Genomic DNA, 16,249 nt, shown 5'->3' with positions numbered 1-16,249 from the left:
TCGTTAAACAAAAAGCCCGGCCGCCCCACAGGGAGCGGCCGGGCCTTAGAGGCACGCGGCGGAAAGATTATTCCACCGTGAGGCGACGCACGTCGGTGCCGCTGCGCACGAGGTACACCCCGCTGGGCAGCCCGGCGGGCAGCACCAGGCGGGCCTGGCCGTCGGCATTGGCCGGGGCCGTCAGCACGGTGCGGCCGAGGGCGTCGAAGACTTCCACGGCCGCGCCGGCAGCAGCACCGGTCACGGACAGGTCGCGGTGGGCCGGGTTGGGGTACAGCTCCAGGTGGCTGAGGCCACCGGCCTGCACGCTGCGCACGGGCGAGTATTCAGCCGAGCCGTCGAGGTCGACCTGGCGCAGGCGGTAGTAGCGCATGGCGGCCTTGCCGAGGGCTTTGGCATCGAAGAACTCGTAGTCGACGCGGTGGGTGGAACTGCCCTGGGCGGCCACCGTGCCAATGCGCTCGAAGGTTTTGCCATCGAGGCTGCGCTCGACGTCGAACCGCTCGCTGTTTTTTTCCGAGGCCGTGGCCCAGGCCAGGCGCACGGCATTGTCCTGGGCCGCCGCCGTGAAGCTGATGAGCTGCACCGGCAGCGGAGCCGCAATGGTCACCAGGTAATCCTCGATTTCGCCGTAGTACGGGTTGGGCGGCGTGGCCGTGGTGGCGCTGATGGGCACCGAGCTGTTGGCCGAGCGCACCCGCAGGCGGGTAGCGCCGGTGAGGGCCGAGGCCGGGACGGTGAAGCTCACCGAGCCCGACACGTCGAGGTTGGAAGCCGCGGCCGTGTTGCTGTACACCGAAACGTACTCGCTGGCGTCGAAGGTGCCGCTGTGGTCGTAGTCAATCCAGATGCCGGCGCCGGCCGGGTTGGAGTTGATGCGCAGGTTCAGGCTGATGGTGTAAGCCGTGCCTTTGTTCAGCGTAGTGGTCAGGGCCGAGTTAGCGGTGTAGTCGTTGTAGCCGTTGCCGGTGCAGCCGGTGCCGGCCGTGCCGGTGCCGATGTTGCTCAGCGTGTTCAGCGTGACGCTGCGGATGTACTCGTTGGTGCAGACGCCGCCCGTGGGCGTGCCGTAGCAGGTATCGAAGGCGTTCTGGCCCACGGCTACCACGCTCGACGGGGTGGTCTGGGCGCTGGCGGTGCAGGTCACCTGCAGGCGGTAGTCGGTGGCGGTGGCTTGCCCGGTCAGCGTGTAGGGGTTGGTGGTGGCCCCGCTGATGTCGGCAAAGGTGCCGGCGCCGGCTGGGCTGCTCTGCCACTGGTAGGTCAGGCCCGTGGTGCCTGCCGTAATGCCGGTAGCGTTGAGCGTGAGCGAGGTGCTCTGGCAGACCGTGCTGGCCGAAGCCGTGGCCGTGGTAGCCGCCGGCGTGCCGGTGCAGGCCACCGTGGCCAGGATGTTAACGAGGTAGTCTTCGCCTTCGCCGTAGCTGGAGCTGCTGGCCCCGCAGGCCTGGCTCTGGCTGGGGCTGCTGCTGTCCTCGCCGCCGCGCACGCGCATCCGGGTCTGGCCGGCAATGGCCGTCAGGGGCACGGGCAGCGTGAAGGTGTAGGTACCGCCGCTGCCGGTTTGCGACGTGGCGGCCACGTATTCATTGGCCACATCGCCAAACACGCCGTTCTGGTTGAAGTCAATCCAGACCGCGCCCCACTGGTTGCCGTCCGAGCCGAAGGTAACGGCTGCGCTGGCGTTGGTGCCCGGCGTCAGGTCGGGGATTTGCAGGGTGGGCGTGGCTCCGGTCTGGGCCGTGGTGTAGTTGCTATACGGCGCGTTGTAGCCGGTGGCGTTGCTCAGGGGGCCGAGCACTACGCGGGCAATGCCGTCGCCGCTGCTGGTGGTGTTGGTATAGGTCGGCAGGCAGTAGCAGTTCAGGAACGAGTTCTGGCCGACGCTCACCACGTTGGACGTAACCGACTGGCTGCTGGCTGTGCAGGTCACCACCACCTGGTAGTCGGTGGCAGCCGTCTGGCTGGCCACGGTGTAGGTCAGGGCCGTGGCGCCGCTGATGTCGGCAAAGGTGCCGGCGCCGGCCGGGCTGCTCTGCCACTGGTAGGTGAGGCCCGTGGCGTTGCCGGGGTTGGTGGCCGACAGCGTGAACGAGCTGCCAGCGCAGGCGCTGGCCGTGCTGGCCGAGGCCGTGGTGGCGGGCGTACCGCTGCAAACCGTGGGGGCTACAATGGTAATGGTGTAGTCTTCGGCTTCGCCGTAGTTGAGCGTGTTGCAGGGGTTCGAGGCCGACGTGAAGGCTGTGTACGAGTCGGTGCGCACGCGCATGCGGGTAGCGCCGCCCAGGGCCGTCGTCGGGATGGTGATGGTAGTGCCCACGCCGCTGGTCGAGCCGGTGGCACCGTACACAAACTCCGTCGACTCAAACGTGCCGTTCTGGTTGTAGTCAATCCACACCCCAAACGTCGAGGCCGTGCCGGCGTTGGTGATGCGCAGCGTGTAGCTGCTGCCGCCGTTCACGGTGGTGGTGGCCGTGCCGGCCGGCACTACCGTGTAGTAGGGCGAGGCCGCGCAGCCCGAGCTGTAGTTCAGCGTGTTCAGCTGCACGTTGGCAATCTGGCCGTAGCCGCCGCAGCCGTTGGTGTAGGCCGGCGCGCAGTAGCACTGGTCGAAGGCGTTCTGGCCCACGCTCACCACGTTAGACTTCACGGGCGTGCCGCCGTACTGGCAGCCCACGATGAGCTGGTAGTCGGTGGCCACCGTCTGGCCGCTCACCACATAGGTCTGGGTAGTGGCGCCGCTGATGTTGGCGAAGGTGCCGGCGCCGGCCGGGCTGCTCTGCCACTGGTAGGTGTAGCCGCCCAGGGTGGTCGGAATGCCCACGGCGCTCAGCGTGAAGCTGCCATTGGCGCAGGCGCTGCTCACCGACGTGGCGGCCGTCACCGATGCCGGCGGGGCCGAGCAGGTGGTGGGCGCGGCAATGGTGATGAGGTAGTCCTCGGCTTCGCCGAACCAGTTGCCCGAGCCCGTCACGCAGGCATCGGTGGTGGCAATGCTGCCGTTGCGCCAGCGCACCCGCACCCGCGTGACGCCGGTGAGGGCCGAGGCGGGAATCGTCAGGTCGCTGTTGAAGGAAACAATGCTGGACGTCTGGCTCGACCCGCCAATGGCAATGTATTCCGAGGCATCGAAGGTGCCGCTGTGGTTGTAGTCAATCCACATGCCGCCCGCCGAGTTGGCCGCGTTGGAGCGCACCGTCAGGGCGATGCCGCCCAGGTACGTAGCGCCCTGGTAGAGCGTGGTGGTCAGGGCCGAGTTGGTGGTGTAGTCCGAGTAGCCGGTGCTGTTGCCGTTCGGCGTGCCCGGCACCGGGGTAGGGTTCGACGTGCTGGTAAAGCCGTTGGTGCCCGGCAGGCCAAAGCTGGTGATGTACTCGTTGGCACCGCCGCTCGGCACGGCAATGGTGCAGTAGCAGTTATAGAACGGGTTCTGCGATATGGAGGTCACGTTCGAGGTGGTGCTCAGGCTGCTGTTGGTGCAGGTCACCACCACCTGATAGTCGGTAGCGGCCGTCTGGCTGCTTATCGTGTAGGTAGGCGTGGTTTGGGCACTGCCCAGGTTGGTGAACGTGCCGGCCCCGGCGGGGCTGCTCTGAAACTGGTAGCTCAGGCCGGTGGTGCCGGCGGCCGGCCCGCTGGCCGTGAGCGTGAAGGCCGTGCCACCGCACACCGGGCCCGCATTCGACGAAGCCAGCGTGATGGCCGGCGGCGTGCCTGCGCAGGCGGTCAGGGTAGCCATCGTGAGATAGTAGTCCATCGACTGCCCGTAGGCAGTGTTGCCACAGCCGCCGGTGTAGGTATTCGTCACCGTATTGGAATAGTATTCCGTGCGAATGCGCAGCCGGGTCTGGCCGGCCGTGGCCGTGGCCGGCACCGGAATGCTAACCGTCAGAGTCGTAGCCGAAGAAGCATACACGGCATTGCCCGACGTTTTCAGAATATAAAACTCGTTGGCGCTGTAGGTCCCGCTCTGGTCGTAGTCAATCCAGGCCGAAGCGCGGGTAAAGCTCGGCACTGACACCGACAGCGTGTAGGTGGAGCCGGGGACAAGCGTGGTCGTGGTCGTGCTGGCCGGGTACACGGCGTAGCTGTTCGACACATAGCCGGCCGAAGCGCTGGTGATGGTGCCCGGCGCGTTGCTGAGGGTCACCCCACCATCGCCGGGCAGCGACACCGCCGTTACGTTGGTATAGCTGGTGCTCGTGTTGGTACGGTTTGGAATACATGGGCAGTTCACGGCCGCATTCTGCCCTACCTGCACCGCGCCCGAGGCAACGGGAGTGGCTCCGCTACCGGAATCGTAGAGGCAATACACCAGGCTGCGGTAGTAAGTAGCCGCCGTTTGGCCAGTGGCCGTGTAGGTGCTGCTGGTAGCCCCGCTGATGTTGGTCCAGGTGTTATTGTCGGGCGAGGACTGCCACTGGTAGGTGTACCCCGCCGAGTTGGGCATCCCCGTGAGCGACAGGTAGATGCTGGTGGAGGAACAAGCCGTGGTCAGGGCCGTGCTGCCGCCGCTGGTGGTAGTAGCCTGTGCCTGGCTGGCGGGAGCGGCCGTACACGTTGGCTTCGCGCCCACGCTCACGCCGAAAATGTGCAGGAAGCCGGCCGCCGCTTTATTGAATGTGATGCTGGCGATGGGCTGGGTCACCTTATCGGCGGGAATGGTCAGCTTCACCTGGTTGAAGAAGGGGGCGGTGTTCGTGGCGGCGGTGGGGCTCACCGCCGCCGTGCTGTTGGCGCGGGCCGACATCCCGAAAACGTTCACCGAAGCATCGACGGTGTACCAGTCCGGCACTGTCTGCCCGGCGAAGGCCGTCGTGGAGCCGTCGCTGTAGTTCACCGTCATCGTCACGGTTGAAATGGCCGAGCCGCTGCTGGCCAGCACGTACACCTCGGTCGCGGCCTGGGGCGTGGCAAACGTGACGGTGCCCGAGCCGGCCACCTGGGTGTTGCCAGTGGCCGGAATGCGCAGCGAGTTGTTGCCGGTGAAGGGCGCCAGCTGGTAGGTCAAGGCCGAATAACCGGCCACTGAGTTGGGAATAATGCCGCTGTTAGGAATGCCTGAGGCATGGGAGGCCGTATTCGTGTTGTAGTCCTGTGAGATGAAATACCAGCCGCCGCCGTCCACGTTCTGATTGGTACCAGTGGTGGGCACCGAAGCAGGCGTTATGGCTGCCGTGCCGTCGGCAATCACGTCGGCATTGAAGCTGCCCGCAGTGAGCGGCACCTGGCTGTAGGTAACCTGAGCCTGTGAGGTGAAACCCGTGCCCAGGGCCAGTGCCAGGAGTACGAGCTTTAGATAGTTGGTAAATGGTTTGCGCATAAACGGTTGGTTAAGTTGCTGCCGCTAAATGTAGAAGCGAATCAACTTACCGCCGATAACGTTTTGCTATCAATATAATAACTTGAGGGTTAGATTATTGAAAGTTTTTTCATATAGATTTAATTTTTTATTATTTCTATTGTCAGAAACGTTTGGGGAAAATAAATTTTACAAAAATCACAGTAAATTTATAATATATACAGTTCGCGGGATAAGTCAACTATTATCGAAAAAATAATATGGATTTCGTTCTTCGTGGCCAAATACCAACGTATTGGGTAGGCTTGCGGCTCATGGAAGAGCGGGCATTCCCGTAGGCAGGCTACATTCGCGCCATGCTGAACCAACTCAAGGAAGCCGCCGCCTTCATTCAGGCCAATTCTCAGAACTTCCGGCCCGAAACGGGCATTATCCTCGGCACCGGCCTGGGCGCCCTGGCCCGCGAGGTCGACGTCGAATACGAAATCAACTACGCCGACATTCCCCATTTCCCGCTGAGCACCGTGGAGAGCCACGCCGGCCGGCTGCTGCTAGGCCGCATGGGTGGCCGCCAGGTGGCCGTGCTGCAGGGCCGCTTCCACTACTACGAGGGCTACACCATGCAGCAGGTGGCCATGCCCGTGCGCGTGCTCAAGCTGCTGGGCATCAGCCGGCTGCTGGTGAGCAACGCGGCCGGCGGCCTCAATCCCGATTTCAACATCGCCGACCTGATGCTGATTGACGACCACATCAACCTGCAGCCCGGCAACCCGCTCATCGGCGCCAACCTGGACGAGCTGGGCCCGCGCTTCCCCGACATGTTTGCGCCCTACGACGCCGACCTGCTCCGCCGCGCCGAAGCCGCCGCCGAAGCCCTGGGCCAAACCGCCACCACCCGGCGCGGCGTGTACGCCAGCGTGCCCGGCCCCATGCTCGAAACCCCCGCCGAATACCGCTACCTGCGCACCATCGGGGCCGATGCCGTGGGCATGAGCACCGTGCCGGAGGTTATTGCCGCGCGCCACCTGGGCCTGCCGGTGCTGGCCGTGTCCGTCATCACCGACCTGTGCGCGCCCGGCCACCTCAAGCCCGTGGTGCTGGCCGATATTTTCGCCGCCGCCGGGGCCGCCGAGCCACGGCTGACCGCCCTGATTCGGGCAGTGGTGGCAGGCTTGTAGCACATGCTTTAGCTTGTGCCCGTCTTAAGTGGCTTATTGCAGACGGGCACAAGCTAAAGCATGTGCTACAGGTGCTTACCGCAGAATCTTCGTCATCCTCGTGCCGCTCAGCACGGCGAAGATGCCGATGCCGCCCTGCACGTTGCCGTAGATGGCGGAGGGCTGCCCGAAAGGGTTGCCGTTGGCGCTGCGGGCGTCGCGCACCGACTGCCGGAAGCGGTACATGGCCCGCTCGGTGTGGTAGAGGGTGGCCGTGACGGTATCGCCGGGGTAGAAGCGGTAGCTGGTGCCAAACACGATTTGCTGGCCATTGAGCAGCCGGTCTTCCAGCGAGTTATCGGTTTCGGGGGCTTTCAGGAGCACGCCGCGGGCGGGGTTGCCCTTGTGCAGCTGCAGGCGGTAGCAGTCGTCGGGCGCGGCCAGGTCGCGGAAGCTGGTAAGGACGTAGGCGCGGCGCTCGGCCGGGCTTTTGTCGTTGAACTTGTAGCTCATCGAGTCGATGGGCACCGGGGCCAGCATGGTGGTGGTGCTGGTGGCGTGGCGGCCCTTGGTGTCGCGCACGTCCAGCTTAAACACGTCGCCGGGCTGTGCCACCAGCGGGTCGCGCCCAATGTGGCTGTGGAATTTCACGCCCGTGGTATCGAGCAAAGCACTGTAGTTGGGCGAGAAGGCCAGGGGCACCTGCGCGCCGTTGGGCAGGGTCAGGGTCACGGTCACGTCGGTGGGCACCTGGGGCAGCACCGGGCTCAGGTAGGGCACCGAGGTGGTCACGGCCAGGCTCGGCACCTTGCCCGCTTCGAGGTAGCACTCCACAATCAGTTCCGAGGAGTAGCTGGGCAGCGGCACGTCGATGTTGTTCTGCAGCTTGCCGCAGCCGGCCAGGGCCAGGAGGGAGAGCAGGGCGGCGGCTTTGGGGAAGATTAGCATAGGATAGGTCGGGCAATATGGAACGTCATGCTTCGGCTGCGCTCGGCACGGCGTTCTTTTCTAAAACCGGAAATTGTACGTGAGCGACGGGATGACCGGAAACAGCGACACCTGCTGCGCCCGGAAACCGGTGATGCGGTCGGTGGCCTTGTCCTTCACCGTTTCAAAAAACACGAAATAGGCGTTACGGCGGTTGTAGGCGTTGTAGATGCTCAGGGTGAGGTCCTGGTCGCGGCGGGCGCCGATTTTATACACCACGCCGAGGTCGAGGCGGTGGTAGGGGATGAGGCGGTAGGAGTTGCGGTCGGGGTAGATGGGCACGGGGCGCGGGTCGAGGCCGGTGCTGGCGCCGGGAATGTCCTGAATGCCAAAGCGGCCCAGCGGCAGCGTGGTGAGGTTGCCGGAGGTGTAGATGAAGCTGCCCGTGAGCGTGATGCGCGGGTTGAGCTTGTGCATGACCACCACGGTCAGGTTGTGGCGGCGGTCGTAGTTGGGGTGGAAATCCTGGCCGTTGTTCACGCCGTTTCCACCGCGCTGAGGCTGGAAATTGCGCCAGGCCCAAGCCAGCGTGTAGCCAATCCAGCCGGTGGTTTTGCCGGTTTTCTTTTCCAGGTACAGCTCGTTGCCGTAGCTCCAGCTTTTGCCGAAAATGAATTCCGCGTCCAGCTCGGGGTTCACAAACAGCTGGGCGCCGTCGCGGAAATCGACCTGGTTGCGGCCCCATTTGTAGTACACCTCATTGGTCAGCAGATACTTGCCGCCGCCTAGCAGAAAGCTGCCTCCACCGCTCACCTGCTGCGACTGCTGCGGCTTCACATTCAGCCGCGACGGGTACCAGATGTCGGTGGGCAGCGTGGCGCCCGAGTTGGTCACCAGGTGCACGTACTGGTACATCATGGCATAGTTCAGCTTGAACGAGGTCTTGTCGTTCAGCGCGTAGCGGGCCGCCGCGCGGGGCTCCAGGCCGCCGTACTGGTCCGAGCCGCTGCGGAAGCCGGTGAGGCGCAGGCCGCCTTCCAGCTGCAGCTTGTCGTTGTACTTGTAGTTATCTGACAAGTACACAGCCCCATCGAGACCGTAGTAGTTCACGTCGGAGCCGAAGTTCACGCGGCCGTCGCCGGAATTGGCATCGAGCCGGCCCACGCCAAACTTGTGCTCGGTGAGCATGGCCCCGAACTTAATTTGGTGCCGGTCGTCGGGCGTGTACTCGAAATCGGTGCGGCCGGTGTAGTCCCGAATTTCGGAGCCCAGCGAGAAGCTGAACTGGTCGAGCTTGTTGACGAGGCTGTATTTGTAGTCCGACAGCGTGACCGAGGTATTGACAAACAGCTTGGGCGAAAACGTGTGCTGCCAGCGCAGCGAGCCCACCGTATTGCCCCATTGAAAGTTGAAATTGAAGCCGTTGGTGCTGCTGAAACCAAAAATGTCGCGCCCCAGGTAGCCGGTCAAAAATAGCCGGTCTTTCTCGCCCAGCGTGTAGTTGGCCTTGGCGTTGAGGTCGTAGAAATAGTAGTCCGGAATGGGGCTGTAGTCCTCTTTGCCCTCATTGGCCTTGTTGAGGGCCCGCGTGAAAATGTCGAAGTAAGTGCGCCGGCCGCTCACAATGAACGAGCCTTTGCCCTTGTTGATGGGGCCTTCGTAGGTGAGGCGCGATGAAATCAGCCCCACGCCGCCGGTGGCCACGTAGTGCTGCCGGTCGCCCTCGCGCAGCTTCACGTCCACCACCGACGACAGCCGCCCGCCAAACTGCGCCGGAAACCCCGACTTGTACAGGTCCACGCTCTGCACGGCGTCGGAGTTGAACACCGAAAACAGCCCGAACAAGTGGTTGGGGTTGTACACGATGGCGTTGTCGAGCAGCACCAGGTTCTGGTCGGCCGAGCCGCCGCGCACAAACAGGCCGCTGGTGCCCTCGCCGCCGCTCTGCACGCCGGGCTTCAGCTGCAGGGTCTTCAGAATGTCGACCTCGCCAAACAGGGCCGGCAGCAGCTTCGCCTCCTGAATGCTGAGGTGCTCCACGCCCATCTGGGTGGTTTTGAGCTTCTGCTCCAGCGTCACGGCGCCTTCCACCACCACTTCGCCCAGCTCGTTGCCGCTCTCGGCCAAGTCGAAGCTGAGGCGTTGGTTCTTCGTCAGGTTGATGTCGCGGGTAATCTGCTGATAACCAATAAAGGCCACCGCCAGCTGGTGCCGGCCGGCCGGCAAGCTCAGCGAAAAATGCCCCAGCGAGTCGGCCGCCGTGCCGGTGTTGAGGGCGGGCACGGCCACGCTGGCCCCGGGCAGGGTTTCGCCGCGCCCGCCGCGCACCGTGCCGCTGATGGTGAAGCGCGCAGCATTTTGAGCGTCTGCCCGCTGCGGCCCGCTCAGCCCCAGCACTACCAATAAAAGTAACCAGAAATAACGCGTAGCCGAATCTAAAACCATAGGGTAACAATAGGGGAAGCTGCAAAGGTAGCGCCCTCCCCAACGCCTGAATTCGTCGGATAGTTTACGGCCGCCCTATTCGGCGGCCTCGCCCGGCGAATAGAGCCTATTTGCCCACGAAAGGCTGCAAGACCTGCGAAATTTGCGCGGCCGGCACCACGCCCGCCTGCCGCCACACCGGCTGCCCCTGGTGGAACAGAATGAGCGTGGGAATGCTCTGCACGCGGTATTGCTGGGCCACCGCCTGGTTCTTGTCCACGTCAATCTTGATGACGCGCAGCTTGCCGCCGTGCTGGGCCGCCACCTGCTCCAGAATGGGGGCCATGGTTTTGCAGGGGCCGCACCAGGTGGCGAAGAAATCGACCAATACGGGCATCCCGGGGCTGTTGATGAGTTCGGAGAAAGACTTGCGGGGCATGATTGAGAATGAGCAAAGTGAAAACGAATAACAGCCCCTAAACGAAAAAAGCCCGGCGCATGGCTAGGCTTTTTGCAGGGTTTTCGCGCCGAAACGTTGGAGCGGGCCGCGTTGCTATTGCTTGATAACCGTCACGTCGTTGGCTACTTCGGGGTAAGTAAACCGGCCGCCCACGGCTTTCACGCCCTTCACGCGGCATTCCCAGGTGTAGCGGCCGGGCGCGGCGGTGGCCGCCTCGCCGGTTTCGGCCTTGAAATACTGCGGGTCCGACGGGTCGGTGGGAAACAGCACATCCACGCCGGTCTGGCCCTTGGCGAGCTCCTTGGTGAGGTAGAAATCTTTGCCGGTTTTTTCGCTGTGCACAATGAAAGTGGCTGTGTAGGGCCCCAGCTGGCCGTATTTGTCCAGCACGCCCAGCTTAATTTGGGCCGTGGTGCTTACCATCCAGGTTTGGGCGTGCGCGGCCGGCGCAGCGCCCAGCAGCAGCAGCCCCAGGGCTGCCGTCCACGGCAGGCGTTTGAGCAGAAAAGAGAGTATAGGTGTAGTCATAGAGCGGTTGAAAAAAAAGATGAAAGCACTGTAAAACAAAGGCTAAATGAAGACCTGCTTCGACGCCTAAGGCAGCCAAGATAGCGCGGCCATAACAATTCCGCAACTTGCGCCGCGCTCCTTGTGTTAAGAATCACCGAAATTCACCGTCCGCTCTGACCGCTCCGCCACGATGGCCCGGAAGCACATCCAGCCTTCTGCCAACTCGCTCACCCACACGGTTTCGGCCGCCGGCTGCCAGTGCGGCCTCTGCGAGCGCACCGTGCAGGCCACCTCGCGCCACCACCTGGTGCCCCGTGCCGAAGGCGGCAAATACGGCCCCACGGTGGAGCTGTGCCAGCCCTGCCACAGCAGCGTGCACCGGTTTTTGAGCAACCGCGACCTGGCCCGCCGCTACCCGTCGGTAGCGGCGCTACGGGCGGCCGAGGAGCTGCAAACCTACCTGCGCTGGATTCGGAAGCAGCGCGTGGAGCGCATCAGCAACCGGCGCGGGAAGAAGTTTTGAGGGGTGAATGTTGAGTTTTAAGCGCTATCCGGTGTTGCTTTGCTGCCGCAACCAGCGCCATTCCCTGTGAGATATTTTGTGCCCTTCGCGCAGCTTCGGCAGCAGCCCACTATTATCGTCGACAGCGTGGGGCTGGGGGCGGTGCTTACGCTGGCGCACTGGCGGGCGGCGCCCACGCCCGGGCACCTGCGCGACGATACCAGCGCCGGCTCGGCCCTGCGCGCCCTGCGCCACCCCGAAACGCCGGGCCTGGAAGCCCGCGCCGTGACGGCGAACCACTTCGATATCGATGGCTTTATCGGCGTGTGGAGCCTGCTCAATCCGGCGCTGGCTTTGCAGCACGAAGAGCTGCTGCGCAGGGTGGCCGTGCTGGGCGATTTTCGGGAAATCGATTGGGCCAGCCCATTGGCAGACACGGCGCTGAAGCTGGTGTGCTGGCTGAACGCCGAAGAGAAAGCCCGTTTCTACGAGCCTTTCGGTGCGCCCATCCGCCGCCGGCGTGAGGACGAGGCGTCGGCCGGGAAGTTCGACTGGTTTCTGCCGCGCTTCGCCGAAGTGCTGCAAGACCCCGAAGCCGGCCGCGCCGCCTGGCAGCCGGAATATGAGCGGGTGAAGGGGGCGGTTTCCCAGCTGCAGGGGCCGCTGACGACGTTTCAGCGCCATCCGGAAACCGGTCTGGCCGTCATCAAAACGCCGGCCCCGGTGCCTTACTATGCGCTGTTCGGCCCCACGGCCGGGTGCGATGTTGTGCTGAGCCAATACGATGGCAACCGCTACGAGCTCGAATACAAGTACACTACCTGGATTGACCTGGAAAGCCGCTCCACGCTGCCGCGCCTGAACCTGGCTCCGCTGGTGGCCCGGCTCAATGAGCTGGAAACCAGTGGCCAGCGCTGGGCCGCCGATGGCATCACCGACACCGGCCCCTTGCTGCGCCTCGCCGGCCGCAAGCTCCCCAAAGCCGAGCGCTACGCCGACCCCGACGGCCGGCCGATTTACGCCTCCTCCATTGCGCCCGAGGTGATGGAGAGGGAAGTGGTGGCGTTTTTTCGGGACGGCTATGCCGGCATTCAGCCCAGGAAATACTGGACCTGGGCTGAGGTGAAAGCGGCGGGCACGGCCAATCCTCGGCAGTAAGCCCGTTCCCTGTGCCTCAGCCCACTACGTGCAGCGTGCTCACGCCGCCGGCCCCGCGCCGCACCTGAATCTGGGTGTTGACGCGCTCCTTGAGCGCCTCGACGTGCGAGATGATGCCGATGGTTTTGCCCAGGCCCTGCAATTGCTCCAGGGCGGCCAGGGCTACTTCCAGCGTGTCGGGGTCGAGGGTGCCGAAGCCTTCGTCGATAAACAGGGTGTCAATCTGGGTTTTGCGGCCCGCCAGCTCGCTCAGCCCCAGGGCCAGCGCCAGGCTGACGAGGAAGCTCTCGCCGCCCGACAATGAGTTCATGGAGCGGGTGGCGCCGGCTTGGTATTCGTCCACCACCAGCAGGTCGAGGTGCTCGCTGGGGTGGCGGGCAATGCGGTACCGCTCGTTGAGGCGGCGCAGGTGGCGGTTGGCCAGCTCCACCAGCCGGGCCAGGGTCAGGCCCTGGGCAAACTCGCTGAATTTCTTGCCGTCGGCCGAGCCGATGAGGTCGGCCAGAATCCGCCAGCGGCGGGCTTCGTGCTGTTGCTTCTCAATCTGCTGGGCCAGGGCGGCGTGGCGTTCCAGGCCCTGCGTGTGGGCGCGCAGCTGCTGCTGGCACTGGCCCAGCTGCTGGTTGAGATGGGCGAGGTGCGCGGTGCTGGCGCTCAGCTGCGTGGCCAGCGCTTCCAGCGGCTCGGTGGTGAGGGCCCGGCCTTCTTCGGTGTGCAGCTGCTGGGCCACGTCGAGCAGGGTTTGCTGGGCGGCGGCCACGGCCTGCTCGTGCCGGGTGAGCTGCTGGCTGAGCTGCTGGGCCACGGTGTCGGGCAGCAGGCGCTCGGCCAGCGCGGTGGGAGCGGGGGGCAGGCCGGCGGTGCGCAGGCCAGCCACCAGGTCGGCGTATTGCGCGTCGCGGGTCTGGGCCTGGCGGGCGGCGTCGGTTTCGCGCTGCTTCTGCTTTTCTTCGGTCAGGGCCAGGGCCGTGCGGTGGGTTTGGGCCTGCTGCTCGGCCAGGCGCAATTGCTGCGCGGCCGTGTCTTCGGCGGCTTGCAGCTGCTGGCGGGCCCGGGCAATATCCGCACCGGCAAACAACTCCTGGCGCGTCTGCTGAAGCTGCTGAATGGCCTCGTGCTGCTGCAGCAATTCGCCCTTGTTCGTTTTCAGCCAGGCCAATAGCTCGTCTTTTTCAGGAACTTCCTTCGCCAGCTTTTGCGCCAGCAGCGCCAGCTCCCGCTCGGCATCGCGGGCGGCTTTGAGCTGGGTTTGGTAGGCCGCGCCCAGGGTTTTGAGCTGGTCAACCAGCGCCGGGCCGTTCTCCCCGCCAAACTGCAGGCCGAAGCTGCTGCAGATGCTCGCAATCAGCCCGCGCACCAGCGGCTCCCGCTCGCGGGCATCGGCCAGGCGCTGGCGCAGCCGGGTGAGCTCTTCGGTGAGCTCCTGCTGCTGCTCGGCGGCATTTTTTACGGTGCCCTGCGCCCGGCTCAGCTGCACTTGCAGGGCGGGCTGCTGCTGGTCCAGCGCGCGCAGCTGCTGCACGGCGGCGCGCAGCCCAGCCGCGGCTGCTGCTTCTTCGGCTTCCGATAGCAGCGCGCCCGCCGCGCTGGTTTCTTCACCGGCCGTGGCGTGGCTTTCCACCATGCCCAGCAGGCCGGCCACCTGCGTCAGGCGCGTATTGAGCTGTTGAAGCCGCTGCCCCAGCTCCTGCTCGCGCCGCTGGTCCTGCCGCACCGATGCCGCCGAAACGGCCAGCTCACCCGTGGCAAACGGGTGCTCGGTGGCCCCGCACAGGGGGCAGGGTTCGCCGGCGGTCAGGTGCTGGCGCGCCTCTTCGTGGCTGAGAATGAGCTGCTGGGCCTGCACCAGGCGGCGCAGGTCCTGCCAGTGGCCCTGCTGCTCGGCCTGCTGCTGGCGCAGGCTGGTTTGGTGCCGATGGAGCTGCCCCGTCCAGTGGTCGCGGGTGGCGGTGGCGGCGTGCTTCTGCTCTTCCAGCGCGGCCACTTGCTGCGTGGCCTGCTCCACGGCGGCCTGGCCCTGCTGCGCGGCCGCCTGCGCGGCTTCGAGGCGCTTTTGGCGGTTGGCTTCGCTGGTTTGCAGCTCGCCCAGCTCGCCGCGCAGGTGCTCCCAGTCCTGCAGGTTGCCGGTGAGGGCGCCCAGCGCCTCGCCGTAGTCGGCGGTGTGCTGGTTCTTCAGCAGCCAGTCCTGGAGCTGTCTGAACTGCTGCTGCAGCGCCTGCTGCTGGCTGGTGGCCGCCTCGGTGGAGGTTTTCAGCAGCTTGCACTGCTCGTTGCGGCGGTCGTATTCCCGGCGGTTTTCGTCGAGCTGCTTGCGGGCGGCGGTCAGCTCGATGTCCTTCTCTGCGGCCTGGTTCAGCCGGGGTTCCTGCTCACGACGGCTTGCTACGGCCGCCGCGTGGCTTGCTTCGGCCTGCTGCTGGCTGGCCACGGCCTTTGCCAATGCGGCCTGCAGCTGCGGGAGCTGCTGGCGCAGGGCTTCGGCTTCCTGGCCCAGCTGCAGGTGCTGCTTGTCGGCCTCGCGCAGCAGCGCCCACGGCGTGCGGAAGGGCAGGGCCTGCTCGTGCCGCGCCATGCGCTGGCGCACGGGCACCAGCGTTTCGGCCTCGCTGCTGAGGGCGTGCAGGCGCGTCTGGCCCTGGCGCTGGGCCTCGCTCAGCTCGGCCAGCCGGCGGCGCCAGGTGTGGGCCTGCGTCAGGCGCTGCTGCTCGGCGGTGGTGGCCTGCACCTGGGCGGTCAGGTCCCGGGCGCTGGCTTCCAGCGTGGCCACCTCCTCGTCCGACAGCAGATTGACGCCCGCCAGCCCGGTGCGCAGCTCGGCGGTGCGCTGGTCTTCCTGCTTGGCTTTCTCGAAGGCGAAGCGCGAAATGTCGGAGTACGTACGGGTATCGGTGATTTTTTCCAGCAGCTGAGCCCGCTCGCCGGGGCTGCTTTTCAGAAACTTCGTGAAATCGCCCTGCGCCAGCAGCACCGACCGCAGAAACTGCTTGTATTCCAGTCCGCTCAGCTCGGCTACCCGGCCCGGCACCTTCGACTTGTACGTTTCCAGAAACGGCCATTTGTCCACCGTTTCGTCGGCCTCGGCGGGGCGCTGGCTCAACTCCATTTTGGAGTCCTGCAGCGGGCCATCGGCGTTTTTGCGGGCGCGGTGCTGGCTCCATTTCGAGCGGTAGTGCTGGTTGTTCACCGCAAATTCCACCTCGGCCCAGCTTTCGCCGGTGCCCTGGCTCATCACCTGCTCCACGCTGCTGTCGTGGCGCGGCACCTGCCCGTAGAGGGCCAGCGTAATGGCGTCCAGAATAGTGGTTTTGCCCGCGCCCGTCGGCCCCGTAATGGCAAACAGGCCCGCGTCGCGCAGCGGCGTCTGGGTGAAATCCAGCTCGTGCCGGCCGCGCAGGGAGTTGATGTTGAAGAAACGGACGCGAAGAATTTTCATATCAAGTAGCGCATGCTTCAGCTTGCGCCGGTGGCATCAGCATAATGCCTGTAATTAAATTGGTCGGTGGCTGAAGGAATGCTTATTTCGAATTGCTCCGAATCATGGTCCAGTATTCTTCGCGCACCTCTTCGTCAATTGCAACTGGCAGCCGCTCACCATACAGCCGGTCGGCACCATTCTTTTTGCAGCCAGATATCCAGTATTCCTCGCCGGTGGCCACATCGTAATAGTTGCTCTTGAAACCGTGGCCGCCAAGCCGCATAAAATGCTGCCCCTGGTAGTAAAGGCTTTGGTAAGTCCGTGAAAAAATAACCCGCCCGATGCGGGCAGGACCCGTCAGCGAACCGGCTTTCTTCTCGATGTACATAATGCG

The 16,249-nt window shown here is 64.6% G+C and carries 10 protein-coding genes; 3 read left to right on the top strand and 7 right to left on the bottom strand.

Features of this window, described 5'->3' with window-relative positions; all coding sequences use genetic code 11:
* Positions 1-67: 67 nt before the first annotated feature.
* Positions 68-5,323 (bottom strand): GEVED domain-containing protein, encoded by a 5,256-nt coding sequence (locus ACYVHT_RS00835; protein ID WP_460546964.1) that lies wholly within the window; start codon positions 5,321-5,323, stop codon positions 68-70.
* Between the two features lie 335 nt (positions 5,324-5,658).
* Between ACYVHT_RS00835 and ACYVHT_RS00830 the strand changes: the two genes are divergently transcribed.
* A complete protein-coding gene (locus ACYVHT_RS00830; RefSeq protein ID WP_460546962.1) occupies positions 5,659-6,480 on the top strand; it encodes a purine-nucleoside phosphorylase in 822 nt (273 codons plus the stop codon).
* 75 nt (positions 6,481-6,555) lie between these two features.
* Here ACYVHT_RS00830 and ACYVHT_RS00825 read toward each other — a convergent pair whose 3' ends face one another.
* From ACYVHT_RS00825 to ACYVHT_RS00810, 4 genes are all read right to left on the bottom strand, one after another.
* On the bottom strand, positions 6,556-7,407 hold the full coding sequence (locus ACYVHT_RS00825; protein ID WP_460546960.1) for a DUF4249 domain-containing protein: 852 nt from the start codon (positions 7,405-7,407) through the stop codon (positions 6,556-6,558).
* 60 nt (positions 7,408-7,467) lie between these two features.
* Positions 7,468-9,831, bottom strand: coding sequence for a TonB-dependent receptor (locus tag ACYVHT_RS00820; protein WP_460546958.1), 2,364 nt, complete (start codon positions 9,829-9,831; stop codon positions 7,468-7,470).
* 106 nt (positions 9,832-9,937) lie between these two features.
* Positions 9,938-10,249: a thioredoxin family protein gene (trxA, locus tag ACYVHT_RS00815; RefSeq protein WP_460546956.1), complete on the bottom strand. Its 312-nt coding sequence runs from the start codon at positions 10,247-10,249 to the stop codon at positions 9,938-9,940.
* 114 nt (positions 10,250-10,363) lie between these two features.
* Positions 10,364-10,798 carry a hypothetical protein gene (locus ACYVHT_RS00810; protein ID WP_460546954.1) on the bottom strand — a complete coding sequence of 145 codons (435 nt, stop codon included), beginning with the start codon at positions 10,796-10,798 and terminating at the stop codon, positions 10,364-10,366.
* A 172-nt stretch (positions 10,799-10,970) separates the two neighbouring features.
* Between ACYVHT_RS00810 and ACYVHT_RS00805 the strand changes: the two genes are divergently transcribed.
* Both ACYVHT_RS00805 and ACYVHT_RS00800 read left to right on the top strand, forming a co-directional pair.
* Positions 10,971-11,303: an HNH endonuclease gene (locus ACYVHT_RS00805; RefSeq protein WP_460546952.1), complete on the top strand. Its 333-nt coding sequence runs from the start codon at positions 10,971-10,973 to the stop codon at positions 11,301-11,303.
* 66 nt (positions 11,304-11,369) lie between these two features.
* Positions 11,370-12,440 (top strand): DUF6687 family protein, encoded by a 1,071-nt coding sequence (locus ACYVHT_RS00800; protein ID WP_460546950.1) that lies wholly within the window; start codon positions 11,370-11,372, stop codon positions 12,438-12,440.
* Positions 12,441-12,456: 16 nt separating this feature from the next.
* Here ACYVHT_RS00800 and ACYVHT_RS00795 read toward each other — a convergent pair whose 3' ends face one another.
* Positions 12,457-15,873 carry an AAA family ATPase gene (locus tag ACYVHT_RS00795; protein WP_460546948.1) on the bottom strand — a complete coding sequence of 1,139 codons (3,417 nt, stop codon included), beginning with the start codon at positions 15,871-15,873 and terminating at the stop codon, positions 12,457-12,459.
* A gap of 82 nt (positions 15,874-15,955) precedes the next feature.
* Positions 15,956-16,243: a hypothetical protein gene (locus ACYVHT_RS00790; protein WP_460546946.1), complete on the bottom strand. Its 288-nt coding sequence runs from the start codon at positions 16,241-16,243 to the stop codon at positions 15,956-15,958.
* Between the last annotated feature and the right edge of the window lie 6 nt (positions 16,244-16,249).

The organism is Hymenobacter daeguensis (assembly GCF_054780555.1).
This window is presented reverse-complemented; position numbering and strand designations above follow the sequence as displayed.

Coding starts and splice junctions, on each gene's coding strand:
- ACYVHT_RS00835 (WP_460546964.1), bottom strand. CDS start 5,323: ATGCGCAAACCATTTACCAACTATCTAAAGCTCGTACTCCTGGCACTG.
- ACYVHT_RS00830 (WP_460546962.1), top strand. CDS start 5,659: ATGCTGAACCAACTCAAGGAAGCCGCCGCCTTCATTCAGGCCAATTCT.
- ACYVHT_RS00825 (WP_460546960.1), bottom strand. CDS start 7,407: ATGCTAATCTTCCCCAAAGCCGCCGCCCTGCTCTCCCTCCTGGCCCTG.
- ACYVHT_RS00820 (WP_460546958.1), bottom strand. CDS start 9,831: ATGGTTTTAGATTCGGCTACGCGTTATTTCTGGTTACTTTTATTGGTA.
- trxA (WP_460546956.1), bottom strand. CDS start 10,249: ATGCCCCGCAAGTCTTTCTCCGAACTCATCAACAGCCCCGGGATGCCC.
- ACYVHT_RS00810 (WP_460546954.1), bottom strand. CDS start 10,798: ATGACTACACCTATACTCTCTTTTCTGCTCAAACGCCTGCCGTGGACG.
- ACYVHT_RS00805 (WP_460546952.1), top strand. CDS start 10,971: ATGGCCCGGAAGCACATCCAGCCTTCTGCCAACTCGCTCACCCACACG.
- ACYVHT_RS00795 (WP_460546948.1), bottom strand. CDS start 15,873: ATGAAAATTCTTCGCGTCCGTTTCTTCAACATCAACTCCCTGCGCGGC.
- ACYVHT_RS00790 (WP_460546946.1), bottom strand. CDS start 16,243: ATGTACATCGAGAAGAAAGCCGGTTCGCTGACGGGTCCTGCCCGCATC.